The 12,227-nt window shown below is 66.1% G+C and carries 11 protein-coding genes; 5 read left to right on the top strand and 6 right to left on the bottom strand.

The window, feature by feature from the left end; translation table 11 throughout:
• Nucleotides 1–2 precede the first annotated feature (2 nt).
• Complete coding sequence (locus ACFV4R_RS13620; protein ID WP_377202957.1) at nt 3–932, bottom strand: glycosidase; 930 nt, start codon at nt 930–932, stop codon at nt 3–5.
• Between the two features lie 258 nt (nt 933–1,190).
• Nucleotides 1,191–2,252 carry an adenosine deaminase gene (locus tag ACFV4R_RS13615; protein WP_377202956.1) on the bottom strand — a complete coding sequence of 354 codons (1,062 nt, stop codon included), beginning with the start codon at nt 2,250–2,252 and terminating at the stop codon, nt 1,191–1,193.
• Nucleotides 2,253–2,584: 332 nt separating this feature from the next.
• Between ACFV4R_RS13615 and ACFV4R_RS13610 the strand changes: the two genes are divergently transcribed.
• The gene (locus ACFV4R_RS13610; RefSeq protein WP_377202955.1) at nt 2,585–3,238 is read left to right on the top strand and encodes a transglycosylase family protein; all 654 of its coding nucleotides are present in this window, start codon (nt 2,585–2,587) and stop codon (nt 3,236–3,238) included.
• A gap of 127 nt (nt 3,239–3,365) precedes the next feature.
• Here ACFV4R_RS13610 and ACFV4R_RS13605 read toward each other — a convergent pair whose 3' ends face one another.
• Nucleotides 3,366–3,947, bottom strand: coding sequence for a hypothetical protein (locus ACFV4R_RS13605; RefSeq protein WP_377202954.1), 582 nt, complete (start codon nt 3,945–3,947; stop codon nt 3,366–3,368).
• 156 nt (nt 3,948–4,103) lie between these two features.
• Between ACFV4R_RS13605 and ACFV4R_RS13600 the strand changes: the two genes are divergently transcribed.
• The 3 genes from ACFV4R_RS13600 to ACFV4R_RS13590 all read left to right on the top strand — a co-directional run bounded on the left by ACFV4R_RS13600 (nt 4,104) and on the right by ACFV4R_RS13590 (nt 6,795).
• Entirely contained in the window at nt 4,104–5,024 is a 921-nt protein-coding gene (locus ACFV4R_RS13600; protein ID WP_377202953.1) for an MSMEG_6728 family protein, read from the top strand.
• Nucleotides 5,025–5,027: 3 nt separating this feature from the next.
• The gene (locus ACFV4R_RS13595; protein ID WP_377202952.1) at nt 5,028–5,888 is read left to right on the top strand and encodes an NAD-dependent epimerase/dehydratase family protein; all 861 of its coding nucleotides are present in this window, start codon (nt 5,028–5,030) and stop codon (nt 5,886–5,888) included.
• A gap of 61 nt (nt 5,889–5,949) precedes the next feature.
• Complete coding sequence (locus ACFV4R_RS13590) at nt 5,950–6,795, top strand: YqjF family protein (protein ID WP_377202951.1); 846 nt, start codon at nt 5,950–5,952, stop codon at nt 6,793–6,795.
• 76 nt (nt 6,796–6,871) lie between these two features.
• Here the strand turns inward: ACFV4R_RS13590 and ACFV4R_RS13585 are convergent, their stop codons facing one another.
• Complete coding sequence (locus tag ACFV4R_RS13585) at nt 6,872–9,364, bottom strand: Tex family protein (protein WP_377202950.1); 2,493 nt, start codon at nt 9,362–9,364, stop codon at nt 6,872–6,874.
• A gap of 165 nt (nt 9,365–9,529) precedes the next feature.
• On the opposite strand from ACFV4R_RS13585, the gene ACFV4R_RS13580 reads away from it, so the two are divergent.
• Nucleotides 9,530–9,847, top strand: a complete 318-nt coding sequence (locus tag ACFV4R_RS13580) for a hypothetical protein (RefSeq protein WP_377202949.1) — start codon at nt 9,530–9,532, stop codon at nt 9,845–9,847.
• Nucleotides 9,848–10,084: 237 nt separating this feature from the next.
• On the opposite strand, the gene ACFV4R_RS13575 is transcribed toward ACFV4R_RS13580, so the two are convergent.
• Both ACFV4R_RS13575 and ACFV4R_RS13570 read right to left on the bottom strand, forming a co-directional pair.
• Complete coding sequence (locus ACFV4R_RS13575; RefSeq protein WP_377202948.1) at nt 10,085–11,164, bottom strand: alkene reductase; 1,080 nt, start codon at nt 11,162–11,164, stop codon at nt 10,085–10,087.
• Between the two features lie 143 nt (nt 11,165–11,307).
• On the bottom strand, nt 11,308–12,225 hold the full coding sequence (locus ACFV4R_RS13570; RefSeq protein WP_377203016.1) for a hypothetical protein: 918 nt from the start codon (nt 12,223–12,225) through the stop codon (nt 11,308–11,310).
• Between the last annotated feature and the right edge of the window lie 2 nt (nt 12,226–12,227).

The raw sequence follows: 12,227 nt of genomic DNA, 5'->3' as shown, positions 1-12,227 counted from the left end.
GCCTAGTTGATGGTGATGTCGCGCGTGGAGTGGTTGTAGCGGATGGTCACGGTGCCGCCGGAGTGGTGCAGTTCGTGGTTGGGGCCATCGAACGTCCCGAAGGCGCCGTAGTTCTCGGTCCACGAGCGGTTGAGCGCGATCTTGAAGGTGTAGTGGCCGGCCGGCAGTTCGGCGCTCTTCTTCCACAGCTGGTCCAGGAAGTCGAACTCCATCTGGGCCTCGTCATACTGCGGCGCCCAGTTCTCAGGGGCACCCAGGATGGTGTTGAAGTCACCGGCAAGAGCCACGGCCTCGGGCTGCGGGTGCGTCTCAACGTCCGGACCTTCAAACGGCTCGGCTGCAACAGGCGCGGCTGCTTCGGCCTTGGCCGGCGCCTTCTTGCGAACGGCCTTCACCACGGGCTCCACGGCGTCTTCGATCGCCTTCGCTGCCTTGCCCACAACGGAGGCAGCCTTCTTGGCCGGTGCCTTCTTCGCGGGAGCCTTCTTGGCCGTCTTGGCGTCATCCTTCGCCGGCACCTCAAGGGTGGCGGCAGCGGCGGATACCGGACGGACGAACCCGGCGGGTGCTGCCGGAACCGGGGTGCCGGCCGGAACGGGAGTGCCGGCGTCGAGCGCCGAAGCGAAGGAGACAGCATCCGGGTAGGCGACAGTGGCGCGCATGCCGTCGTCGGTGATGGTCCAGCCCGAGCGGCCCTTGACCAGCCAGCCGGCCTTGACCAGCTTGGCGGTGGCCGAGGTCAGGGTCTTGTGTCCGCGGGGAATCCCGCCGCTGAGCAGCTCTGCCTCGTGCTCGTTGAACGGCACGCGTGCCGTGGACTCCGCCAGGACCTGGCCCGCATTCAGCGCATCACCGGACCACACGCCTTCGGTCAGGACATCCAGCACGGTCTTGAGTCGAAGGAAGGTGTTTTCTGCGGTGGACTTGGCCATGATTCCCCTAGTGTGTGAGCGATCCGATGAGAGCATCTTGCCAAGTGCCCGTTAAATCGCGCGACTTTAATTGGTTAACTCTGCGTGTCGTGACCGACTATGAAGCGCAAGTCACAACAACTGAGGCGGCGGTCTCGGGTAAGGCCGGCTGCTCGACCATTTTCTGCGCTGCCGCGGGATTTCTCCCCCACGTCCCTGACCCGCCTGCGGGACCAAGTTTAGCCGGAGATTGGGCGGCCGGGACGCGCAAGGCCCGGGTCAGTGCGCCAGTTCCCCGCTGTTCAGTTCCTCCAGCAGCTCGGCCTTGCGTTCTTCGGACGCAAACGACGAGTGGATGGAGTTGGCCGCCAGCCGCGCTTTGTCGAATTCAGAGAGCTCGAACACGGCCTCCAGCTGGGCAAAATTGTCGTCCACGTACCCGCCGAAATAGGCGGGGTCGTCAGAGTTCACGGACACGTTGAGTCCGGCGGCCAGCATGGCCGGCAGCGGGTGGTCCGCCAGGGTGTCCACGGTGCGGAGCCGGACGTTGGACAGGGGGCAAACCGTGAGCGGGATCCGCTCGTCCACCAGGCGCTCCACCAGGTCGGTGTCGTCCATGCAGCGGATGCCGTGGTCGATGCGTTCCACACCCAGGACGTCCAGGGCTTCCACGACGTACGACGCCGGGCCCTCCTCGCCTGCGTGGGCGGTCAGCCGCAGGCCTGCTTCGCGGGCTTTGGCATAGAGGCGCTCGAATTTTGCGGGCGGGTTGCCCACCTCCGCCGAATCCAGGCCGATGGCACCGATCGGTGCGTCCATGGCCAGCAGGGCGTCCAGGACTTCGAGGGCAGACTCTTCGGGGAGGTCGCGCAGGAAGGCGGCGATCAGGATGGTGGACATCCCAAAGTCCTCCATCGAGGTGGCCAGGACGGATGCTACGCCGTTGATGCAGGTCTCCAGGGAGATGCCGCGGGACAGGTGGGCCTGCGGGTCCAGCATGATCTCGGCATGCCGGACGCCGGCGGCCGCCGCACGTTCCAGGTAGGCGTGCGTCATGGCCGCGAAGTCCTCTTCGGTCTGCAGCACTGCCATGTTGGCGTAGTACAGGTCCAGGAAGGACTGGAGGTCGGTGAATTCGTACCGCTGGCGCAGCTCGTCAAGGTCCGCGTACGGGAGGGTGATGTCGTTGCGTTCCGCGAGGGCAAAGATCAATTCAGGCTGGAGGGTGCCTTCGATGTGCAGGTGCAGTTCAGCTACCGGCAGGAGCCGGACCGGGACAGCAGCATTGGATTCTGACACTTCGGTTTCGGGCGCAACGGGCTCACCCTCAAAGTTTTCCATCCGGTCAGGATAATCCCCCACGAGGATTCCTGCCTGCCCGGGCCCTGGAGCCGCACACCAGGGTGGAGGCCGCCGGCACCGCGGGCAACCCGCACGGCTGGCCCTTCCCGCGGCACCAAGCCCGGCACCTATCTCGATTTGATAACGCCATGGCTATGTTTTAGCGTGAAATGCATGCCCGTCCGGCGGGCGCATGAATGCCAGGTGCTGCCTTCACCAGAACTGCCCAGCGGCAGCCACCGACGTTGACCTCTATTTGTCAGGGGCGGGCAGTAGCGCGACGATCTTCGGGGACGGAGCCAGCGCTGGTGGCCTTCAGGAGCATCACCACCATGAATAAATCCTCTTTCCGTACTGTCGCGCGCCGTGGAGCCACCGTGGCAGCTATCTCCGTAGCAGGCGTCGCCCTGTCCACCGGCGCTGCCAACGCGGCCGCCCCCACGTCAACGTGGGACTCGCTGGCCCAGTGTGAAAGCGGCGGCAACTGGTCCACCAACACGGGCAACGGATTCTCCGGCGGCCTCCAGTTCACGTCCAGCACCTGGCAGGCCTACGGCGGTTCCGGTTCCCCGGCAGACGCCAGCCGCGAACAGCAGATCGCCGTGGCCGAGCGCGTCCAGGCCTCCCAGGGCTGGGGCGCATGGCCGTCCTGCTCATCCCAGCTTGGCCTGAACGGCGGCGGCGGCGCCCCAGTCCAGCAGGCACCGGTCCAGCAGGCGCCCGTGCAGCAGGCTCCGGTCCAGGCGGCCCCCGTCCAGGCCGCGGCCGTCGAAGCCGCGCCTGCCGCGCAGGCACCCGCCCGGCACGCTACCTCCGTAGCCCTCAGCGGCGAGACCTACACCCTTGAGGCCGGCGACACCCTGAGCATCGTGGCCGATAAGCTGGGTATTGCAGGCGGTTGGCAGCACCTTGCCGACGCCAACCTGGACACCGTCTCGGACCCCAACCTGGTGTTCGAAGGACAGGTGCTCCAGCTCCCCGCCTAGCGGGCCCAAAAACCGGTCGGCGATAGACAAATTCCGTTGACCATAGAACGACGCCGGCACACCCCCACAAGGGACGTGCCGGCGTCGTTCGCTTTAATTGTGGCGCCTCGGAAGCCGAGGTGCAGCTTTAGCTGGCGGGGATCTCCCGGACGATGCGCACCTTCCAGGCCGAATCGTCAGAGGTGTCCAGCAGGGCCACGGTGCCGTGTGCCAGGTTCAGTGCCACGCGCTTGACGGCGAGCAGTTCCAGGTACAGGTGTTCGTTCATGCGTGCCGGAGTATCGATCATGTACTTCACGGCGTCGCGCACCTTGCGGTAGTTGGCGCTGCGTTCCCGGTGCAGGTGGAGTTCCAGGGCGGAGCGCTGCTTCAGGCGCGGCTCGTGACGGTTCAACAGCGTCACTGCCGTGTGCACCGCGAGGACGAGGGCCAGTGAGACGGCGTAGATCCACCATCCGCTGGAGAGCAGGAACAGCGGGAGGTTGCCGATAGCCACAAGGGCGATCACCACGCGAAGGGCCGCGATGCGGCGCATGGTCCTGGCGACGGCGGCCATGCCAGCACGGAAACCGTGCTGTTCGTGGCGGGCAGCGGCGGGGTCGATGGTGAACTCATCGAGGACCAGGATGCCATTGGCTTCGGGACCGAGCATCAGTCCGTAGCGGGGCTGCGCGGGGCGGGAGGCGGGGTTTTCAGCTGAAAATGTCATGAGGTAGCTTCCAAAACGCGGGATGGGTTGCGGTGATCTTAGTGGTTCGACCTACCGCCAGTATGTAACCGTCCACTATTTGGACATCCGGCCTGCCTTCCTGTGGTGCCCGGCACTGCAATTGGCACATCAGCAACGTGCCGTCAGACTGAATGGATGCAAACCTTCCTCCCGTACCCTGATTTCCGGCAGAGCGCCGCTGCACTGGACACCGCCCGGCTGGGCAAGCAGCGGGTGGAGGCCCTGCAGACGCTCCGCGCGCTGGTCCTTCCCGGATACGGCTGGCAGACCCATCCGGCGATCCGGATGTGGATGGGCTACGTCCCGGCCCTCACCATGTACGGCCTGGCCATGGTGGACGAGTGGATGGAACGCGGCCACCCGGACAACACGCGCGCCAATATCGCCGAGTTCGCCCCTCAGGCCGCCCACCCGGATTACGCGTCGAAAATCCTGCTGCCGCCGTGGCTGGGGGAGCCTGACTTCCACCTCAGCCACCGGTCCAAGCTGGTCCACAAAGATTCCAAGTTCTATAGCCCCCTCTTCTCCGACGCGATTCCGGAGATGGACTACATCTGGCCCGAACCCCGCCATGAGTTCCTGCCCCAGGAGCCCGAGGGCGAGATCCTGTGGATCCTCCGCAACCCGCACGCCGACGTCGATCCCCAGACACTGGACACCGTTGCGCTGCCGCCCGTGGGCCGGGGCAACGCCGCCACGGCAGGCACACCGGGCTCGGACGACGACTACAGCCCCGTCTACCTCGAGGAAAAGTCCCGGCGGCCCTCCAAGCAGTCACGGAAGGCCGCGCCCAAGCCGCAGGCCAAGAAGCCCACCCGCAAGCGGCTCGCACAGGAGGAAGCCTTCTCCACACTGCCGGGAAAGACCCCGGTTGCCGTTCCGTTCGAAAAGGGCGCCAAGTTCGCCGTGGGCCAGGTGGTGGGCCGGCCCATCACCCTTGACGACGGCCGGTTCGGCAGGCATTTCACCGTCACGGAGATCATCGACCGTTCCGCGTTCGCCTACCCGGCGCTCCTGCAGGACCCGCGCGTTTTCTTCCCGGTGGAGGCACCGTAACCCATGACGATCCTTTTGGCGGGCTGCGGCGACCTGGGCACAGAGGCCGGGCTTCGGTTCGCCGGCCTGGGCCACCGTGTTGTCGGCTGGCGCCGCTCCCCCTCCAAACTTCCGGCGGAAATCGAAGGCGTGGCGGCTGACCTAAGCTCCGCCCAGCTGCCGGCGGTCCCGGCGGACACGTCCGCCGTCGTCATCGCCGTGGCTGCGGACGCACCGAGGGAAGACGCGTACCGCGCCGCCTATGTGGACGGCGTGGCCCACGTGCTCGATGCTTTGGAGCGCGACGGCGTGATCCCCCGCCGGGTGCTTTTTGTCTCGTCCACCGCTGTGTACGGCGACGCAGGCGGCGGCTGGGTGGACGAAGGGACTGCACCGGAACCGGGCGGTTTCTCCGGCCGGGTTTTGGTGGAAGCCGAGGAACTGCTGCGTTCGAGGCTTGCGGACTCCGGTACCGCGGCGGTGTCCCTGCGGCTCGGCGGTATCTATGGGCCCGGACGGACGAGGCTGATCGACCAGGTGCGGACCGGCTCAGCAGTGGTTCCGCTGGATATCCGGTACACGAACCGCATCCACCGCGACGACGCCGCGGCCGCCCTGGTGCACCTCGCCACCATGGCGGACGAACCGGCGCCGGTCTATGTGGGAGTAGACGACGACCCGGCAGACATGGGCACCGTCCTCCGCTTCCTGGCCGCTGAACTGGGCCTCCCGGAACCCGAAGTGGGTGACGCAGGCCCTGCGCGCGCCGGCAACAAGCGCTGCTCCAACAAGCTTCTCCGCGGGACCGGCTTTACTTTTGCGTTTCCCAGCTTCCGGGAGGGGTACAGGGATGTTTTGGCCGGGAACGGGGTACGGCACCCCTAAGCAGCGGTGAAGAACGGCCTGAGGATCGGGCCGGCGCCGTCGCGCAGTTTAGGCTTCAGCCATGACTGTTCCACTTACCGGCGGTGGTCCGCATTCAGTGCGGCCCGCAAACAACCAGTGGCCCCACCCGCCGGGGCTTCCTGGCCCCGTACTCTCTGACCAGCGCTGGCTGGACGCCATCTTCCTGCACTGGCGGATCGACGTGTCCGTGGCGGCGCGGTTCATGCCGGCAGGCGTCCGGCCGGATGTCTTTGACGGCAGTTCCTGGGTGGGACTGATCGGGTTCCGGATGGAACAGGCCGGGCTGGGGCGCGGGCCAGGCGTCCCCTATCTGGGGAGCTTCAACGAGGTCAACGTTCGGCTCTACTCGCGCGCGCCGGACGGGACGCGCGGAGTGGTGTTCCTGAGCCTGGACGCCAACCGGCTGCCTGTGGTGATGGCCACGCGGGCAATAGGAATCCCTTACGTCTGGTCAAGGATCCAGCGCTGGCCGGCATTTCCCCCGGAGGTTGGTGGACTGCAGAAGACCTGGCCAGGGGCCGGACCCACGGTATCGGAAGGCGGGGCCTTCCCGGTGGGCTACTCGGTACGCCGCTTCGGCGGTTCAAGGGCGGGCAGCGATTTTACTGTTGTTCCCCGCCTCGGCGCTGCGGCGGCTGACCCCTTATCCGTTTTCCTGACGGCACGGTTCGGCATGCATGGCCGCTTCTTCGGCCGCACCGCTTTCATCCCCAACACGCACAGCCCTTGGCCCCTCTTTGGCGCAGATGTCCAGACGCTGGCGGACGGGCTGATTGAGTCTGCGGGCATCAAGGTGGAGGGACCGCCGGAGTCCGTCCTCTACTCACCCGGCGTGCAGACGCGGTTCGGCAGGCCGCGCCTGCTGGGGAGCCAGCGTCCGGGATGACCCGCTAGAACGTACTCCCCTGCGGATTCTCCACCGAGGTGTCCTGCCAGCTATGACTGTCAGTGCAGCGACGCACCTACTTCCCGAGCCCCGCCCGGCGAAGCGCCTCGGCCATGGCAGTGTTCGCGGGTGCAGCCTGCGGAGCAGATCCGCGGCCGCCCGGGCGTCCGCCGGCCGCACCCGGGTTTCGACCTCCCGCGTTCCTGCCGCCCTGGCCTCCGGCCGTATTCCGCTCGCCTTGCTTCGCGGTGCCAGGGCCGCCCCTGCGGGAATCCGGTTCCTTGGCGCCACCCGCAGACGAACCCGCGGGGCGCTGGCCACCGGCCCCCGTACCGCGGGGAGCCTGTCCGCGCGAGCCTGGCTCGTCGTCGAGCCTTAGCGTCAGGGAAATCCTCTTCCGGTCCGGATCCGCTTCCAGCACCTTGACGCGCACCACCTGGCCGGATTTCACCACTTCGCGGGGATCGGATACGAAGCGGTTGGAGAGGGCGGATACATGGACCAGGCCGTCCTGGTGAACGCCCACGTCCACAAACGCCCCAAAGGCGGCCACGTTGGTGACCGTACCCTCGAGGATCATGCCGGGTTTCAGGTCGGAAATCTTTTCAATTCCTTCGGAGAACGCGGCAGTGGTGAACGCCGGGCGCGGGTCACGGCCCGGCTTGTCGAGTTCGGCAAGGATGTCCGTCACGGTGGGCAGGCCGAAGGTTTCGTCCACGAAGTCGCGCGGATCCAGCGACGACGCCGGCGCCGTGCCTGCAGCCACCAGGATCTTCCGGGCCACCGCGTAGGACTCCGGGTGCACGCTTGAGGCGTCCAGCGGCTCCGCTCCCCCGGTGATCCGCAGGAATCCGGCACACTGCTCAAAGGCCTTGGCACCCAGCCGCGGCACTTTCTTGAGGTCCGAACGCTTGCCAAATGGGCCGTTCTGGTTGCGGTACGCCACGATGTTTTCGCTGAGCAGGGGCCCGACGCCGGCTACGCGGCTCAGGAGCGCGGGCGAGGCGGTGTTGACGTCCACGCCGACGGCGTTCACGCAGTCCTCCACCACCGCGTCCAGGCTCCGGTCCAGCTTTGATGCGGTGACGTCGTGCTGGTACTGGCCCACGCCGATGGACTTGGGATCGATCTTCACGAGCTCCGCGAGGGGGTCCTGCAAACGCCGCGCAATAGACACAGCGCCACGAAGTGAAACATCCATGCCGGGGAGTTCAGCGGCGGCGAGTGCGGAGGCCGAGTAGACGGAAGCTCCGGCTTCGGAAACCACCAGCTTCTGCGGCTTCCGGTCCACCTCCGGGAGGAGCTTGATCAGCTCGGCGGCGAGCTTGTCCGTCTCCCTGGACGCGGTTCCGTTGCCGATGGCCACGAGTTCGACGGCGTGCTGCCGCGCCAGTTTCACCAGCGACGCCAACGCTTCATCCCATTTCCGAGCCGGTGCATGGGGGTACACGGTGTCCGTGGCGACCACCTTGCCGGTGCCGTCCACCACCGCCACCTTTACGCCGGTGCGCAGTCCCGGGTCCAGGCCGAGTGTGGGGCGGTTGCCCGCAGGCGCAGCCAGGAGGACGTCCCGGAGGTTCGCGGCGAACACCCGGACTGCTTCGTCCTCCGCCGCCGCGAACATCCTGCCGCGCAGGTCTGCTGTGAGCCGGGCCAGCACCCGGGATTTCCATGCGACCTGGGCAGTCTGCATCAGCCACGCATCGGCGGGCCGGCCGCGGTGGGCGACCCCGAGGAACCTTGCCACCGCGGACTCGTAGCGTGAACGCGAGGCGGCCAGGGCGTCGTCGTCCGCGGGATCCGCCTCGGCGAGGTCGAGTTCAAGGACGCCGTCCTTCTCACCTCGCAGCAGCGCGAGCACGCGATGGGACGGCATTCCTGCGGGCGCCTGGGTGAAGTCGAAGTAGTCCGCGAATTTCTGGCCGTCCGACTCCTTGCCTTTTTTCACGCGGGACACCATGCGGCCCTGCGTCCAGAGACGCTCGCGGAGCGTGGCCGCGAGATCGGGGTCCTGGGCGACGCGCTCCACGAGGATGGCGCGGGCGCCGGCGAGGGCGCCTGCCGCATCGCCGATGGCGTGTTCAGCGTTGAGGTACTTAGCGGCCTCACGCTCCGGATCCAGTTCGGGCCGCTTCACGAGCGCGTCGGCGAGTGGCTCGAGCCCTGCTTCGCGCGCTATCTGTGCCTTGGTGCGGCGCTTGGACTTGAAGGGCAGGTAGATGTCCTCCAGCCTGGACTTGGTGTCCGCTGCCAGGATGGCCTTCTTCAGTTCTAGTGTCAGCTGGCCTTGGGCCTCGATGGCTTCCAGGACCGCGCGACGGCGGTCCGCAAGTTCCCGGAGGTAGCGCAGCCGCTCTTCCAGGTCGCGGAGCTGGCCGTCATCCAGCGTTCCGGTGGCTTCCTTGCGGTACCGGGCGATAAACGGGACCGTTGACCCGCCGTCAAGCAGATCGACAGCAGCTTTCACCTGCCAGGGTTTGACGCCCAGCTCCTCGGCAATCTGTGTGTAGATGGCGTCGTCCGGCTGCTGTGCTGCGGGCTTGGAAGGGGCTTGCGGCTGTTGGGTCACCAGAACATCTTGCCTTACCCGCCAGTTGCGCTCCAGCGGCGGCGGGAGCAGGCGCACTTCATCGGATTGCGCATTCGGAGGGCGTTCGCCGGGCCGTGCGGCCGGTAAGGGTATTCCACTCGCGTCCGCGAAGTGCTGTAGTTGATATGCCGTCTTAGGCCATTAATGCTCGAGGAAGAGGCCGCCATGAAAGAACTGCTGATTGTGTTTCAGGAAGGGTTCGAGGAGGCCAACATCACCCTGACGGTCAACGGCAAGCAGGTGTGGCGTGACGTGGACGTATCCACAAATCCCATCCTCGGGATCGCCTCTGAGGTCTCAGTGGAGCTGCCGGCGAAGGGTTCCCAAGTGGGCGTCGAGGTGACCAATCGCGGACTGAAGGCGATTACGAAGGTGAGCGGAAAGCCTAAAAGCGTGCTTGTCTCCATCCAGGAAAACAGGCTCGTCATGAAGGAGGGAACGGGCCGCGAGGCCTTCCTGTAGCCCTGAAACCTGCACCTGTTCCGCGGCCGAAGAAGGCCTAGTAAAAGTCAAATCGTTGGAGTAGCATCTGATCACCGCCGGCTTCCAATGGGGTCCGGCGGGCCAAAAATCCGAGTAGGCCGGGGGTCGTCGGATGGCTTCCGGTTTTTCGCTGCCGGGACAGCACACCGCGCAGCAGCAGATGAAGGCGGCACCCAATCATGGGTGCCGCCTTCATCGCATGTGGCCGTTTCGCTGCTACGAGTTGCTGTCCTGGTACACGGGGTAGTCCGTGTAGCCTTCTGCGCCTGTGCTGTAGAACGTGCTGGCGTCCGGTTCGTTGAGCGGCAGGCTTTCCTTCCAGCGCCGAGCGAGGTCCGGGTTGGCGATGGCGGGCCGGCCCACCACCACTGCGTCTGCATGGCCATCATCCACGAGGCTCACTGCCTCTTCCCGCGTGGTCACCACGCCGAAGCCGGTGTTGACCAGGAAGGGGCCGCCGAAGCGGGTGCGGAGGTCCTGGACCAGCTGGCCGGTGGGCTCGTGGTGGAGGACGCTGAGGTAGGCGAGGTTGAGCGGGGCGATGCTGTCCACGAGCACTTCATAGGTGGCGCGGACGTCTGCCGCGTCCGTCTCGGCGATGCCCTGGACGTTGTGCTCGGGCGAAATGCGGATGCCCACACGGTTGGCGCCGACCGCTGCCACAACGGCGTTCACGGTTTCGATCACGAAGCGGGCGCGGTTCTCGGGTGAACCGCCGTAACTGTCAGTCCGGACGTTTGAGTTCGGGGCCAGGAACTCGTGCAGGAGGTAGCCGTTGGCGGAGTGCAGCTCGACGCCGTCGAATCCGGCCTCAATGGCGTTGAGCGATGCGTTGACGAATTCCTGGATGACCATGGGAAGTTCGTCAGTGTCCAGGGCACGCGGCACCGGGTACGGCTGCTTGCCGGCCGGCGTGTGGACTGTTCCTTCCACGGCAACGGCGCTGGGCCCTACGATTTCCGCCCCGCCCGTGATGTCCTGGTGCGAGACGCGCCCGCCATGCATGATCTGGGCGAACATGCGGCCACCCTCGGCATGAACAGCGTCTGTGACTGTCTTCCAGCCGGCAACCTGCTCGGGGGTGAAGATCCCGGGCTGGCCTGCGTACGAGCGTGCACCGGCGCTCGGGTGGGTTCCTTCGCTGACGATCAGGCCCAGCGAGGCGCGCTGGCGGTAATGCTCGACGACGAGCGGCCCCGGGACGCCTGCCTCGCCTGAGCGGACGCGCGTCAATGGCGCCATGACCAGACGGTTGGGGAGCTCAAGTTCGCCGAGAGTGAGGGTGGAAAACAGCATGCGCGTTCCTTTCGGGGGCTGAAGGCTTACTCTTCCTGCCAACTAAGAAGCGCATGCAACTATTCCGGATGCGATTCGAATCACAGGCCAGCTGTCCCTGCCGCCGCGGAATGGGCCGAATTCGGCAGTTCTTGGATTGTCGTTCAGCGGGCGGTGCCGGGACAGCCTTGGCCTTGTGGGTTGGTGTTGCAGTCATCTGCGTAGTTACGGGTGAGGGACCGCCAGACACTGATGGTCTGCGGCGGGGCGCTGAACTGCCCTTGGCCGGGAATGGGCAGGGCGGGGCCGTTATTGACGGAATAGGTTCCCTGGAACGACGTGGTCAGCACTACCTGGAAATCACCGGTCGCGCCGTAAGCGTGGCTGGTCCGGGTCTTTTCACCCCACCGATCCTGGGGCAGCGGGCCGCCCATCGAGGGTTGCGGGCCGAAAACGGTGCCGTCGCCGTAGTTCCACGTGTATTGCACCGGGGTGGCGACCACGTGAACTTGCTGGCCGAACATCGTGATGTCGAACTGCTGCTCCACGGACTCCGCATAGAAGTTGGTTTCAGCCCCGCGAAGCGTATGGGGACTCGGCTGGGCAGTGACAGATCCGGCGCTCACTGGCAGGTTTTGGAATTCCCGCTGGATGTCCGCCGCGATGCGGGGCAGCAGGTCCTCGGGCCTGGCGTCGTAAAGGCAGGTCGGGCCGGAGTGGGGCGCCCAAACAGCGCCGGGAACGCCCCGGGGACGGGAAAGCCACATGACAGGGATGCCTTCGTCACCGTCAGGGCCGTTTTTGCATTCCAGCTGGCGGGCCAGGCACGGGGTGTCGAAATCTCCCCCGCCGAGGTGGCACTGCAGCTCGTACTTGTATTCGTTGGGATCAGTACTCACCGCGCCCGGTTCGGGAGTGACAAATTCGTTGCGATCGGAGTCCCAAACGTGTCCGCTCATCCCCAATCCAGGATTCCACTCACCGCCGAACTCCGGATCATCAGCCGCTTGAGCTGGAAGTGGCGCGAGCAACATGGTGCTTGTGGTGACCACGACTAGGCAGAGCCGCTTCAACCGGATCATCG

Origin of the sequence: Pseudarthrobacter sp. NPDC059871 (genome assembly GCF_042731175.1) — a bacterium.
GTDB lineage: Bacteria > Actinomycetota > Actinomycetes > Actinomycetales > Micrococcaceae > Arthrobacter.
This window is presented reverse-complemented; position numbering and strand designations above follow the sequence as displayed.

What these genes read in the sequence shown, in the direction of transcription:
- ACFV4R_RS13620 (WP_377202957.1), bottom strand. Translation starts at nt 932, where the DNA reads ATGGCCAAGTCCACCGCAGAAAACACCTTCCTTCGACTCAAGACCGTG.
- ACFV4R_RS13575 (WP_377202948.1), bottom strand. Translation starts at nt 11,164, where the DNA reads ATGCTGTTTTCCACCCTCACTCTCGGCGAACTTGAGCTCCCCAACCGT.
- ACFV4R_RS13610 (WP_377202955.1), top strand. Translation starts at nt 2,585, where the DNA reads ATGAATAAATCCTCTTTCCGTACTGTCGCGCGCCGTGGAGCCACCGTG.
- ACFV4R_RS13595 (WP_377202952.1), top strand. Translation starts at nt 5,028, where the DNA reads ATGACGATCCTTTTGGCGGGCTGCGGCGACCTGGGCACAGAGGCCGGG.
- ACFV4R_RS13580 (WP_377202949.1), top strand. Translation starts at nt 9,530, where the DNA reads ATGCTCGAGGAAGAGGCCGCCATGAAAGAACTGCTGATTGTGTTTCAG.
- ACFV4R_RS13605 (WP_377202954.1), bottom strand. Translation starts at nt 3,947, where the DNA reads ATGACATTTTCAGCTGAAAACCCCGCCTCCCGCCCCGCGCAGCCCCGC.
- ACFV4R_RS13570 (WP_377203016.1), bottom strand. Translation starts at nt 12,225, where the DNA reads ATGATCCGGTTGAAGCGGCTCTGCCTAGTCGTGGTCACCACAAGCACC.
- ACFV4R_RS13590 (WP_377202951.1), top strand. Translation starts at nt 5,950, where the DNA reads ATGACTGTTCCACTTACCGGCGGTGGTCCGCATTCAGTGCGGCCCGCA.
- ACFV4R_RS13600 (WP_377202953.1), top strand. Translation starts at nt 4,104, where the DNA reads ATGCAAACCTTCCTCCCGTACCCTGATTTCCGGCAGAGCGCCGCTGCA.
- ACFV4R_RS13615 (WP_377202956.1), bottom strand. Translation starts at nt 2,252, where the DNA reads ATGGAAAACTTTGAGGGTGAGCCCGTTGCGCCCGAAACCGAAGTGTCA.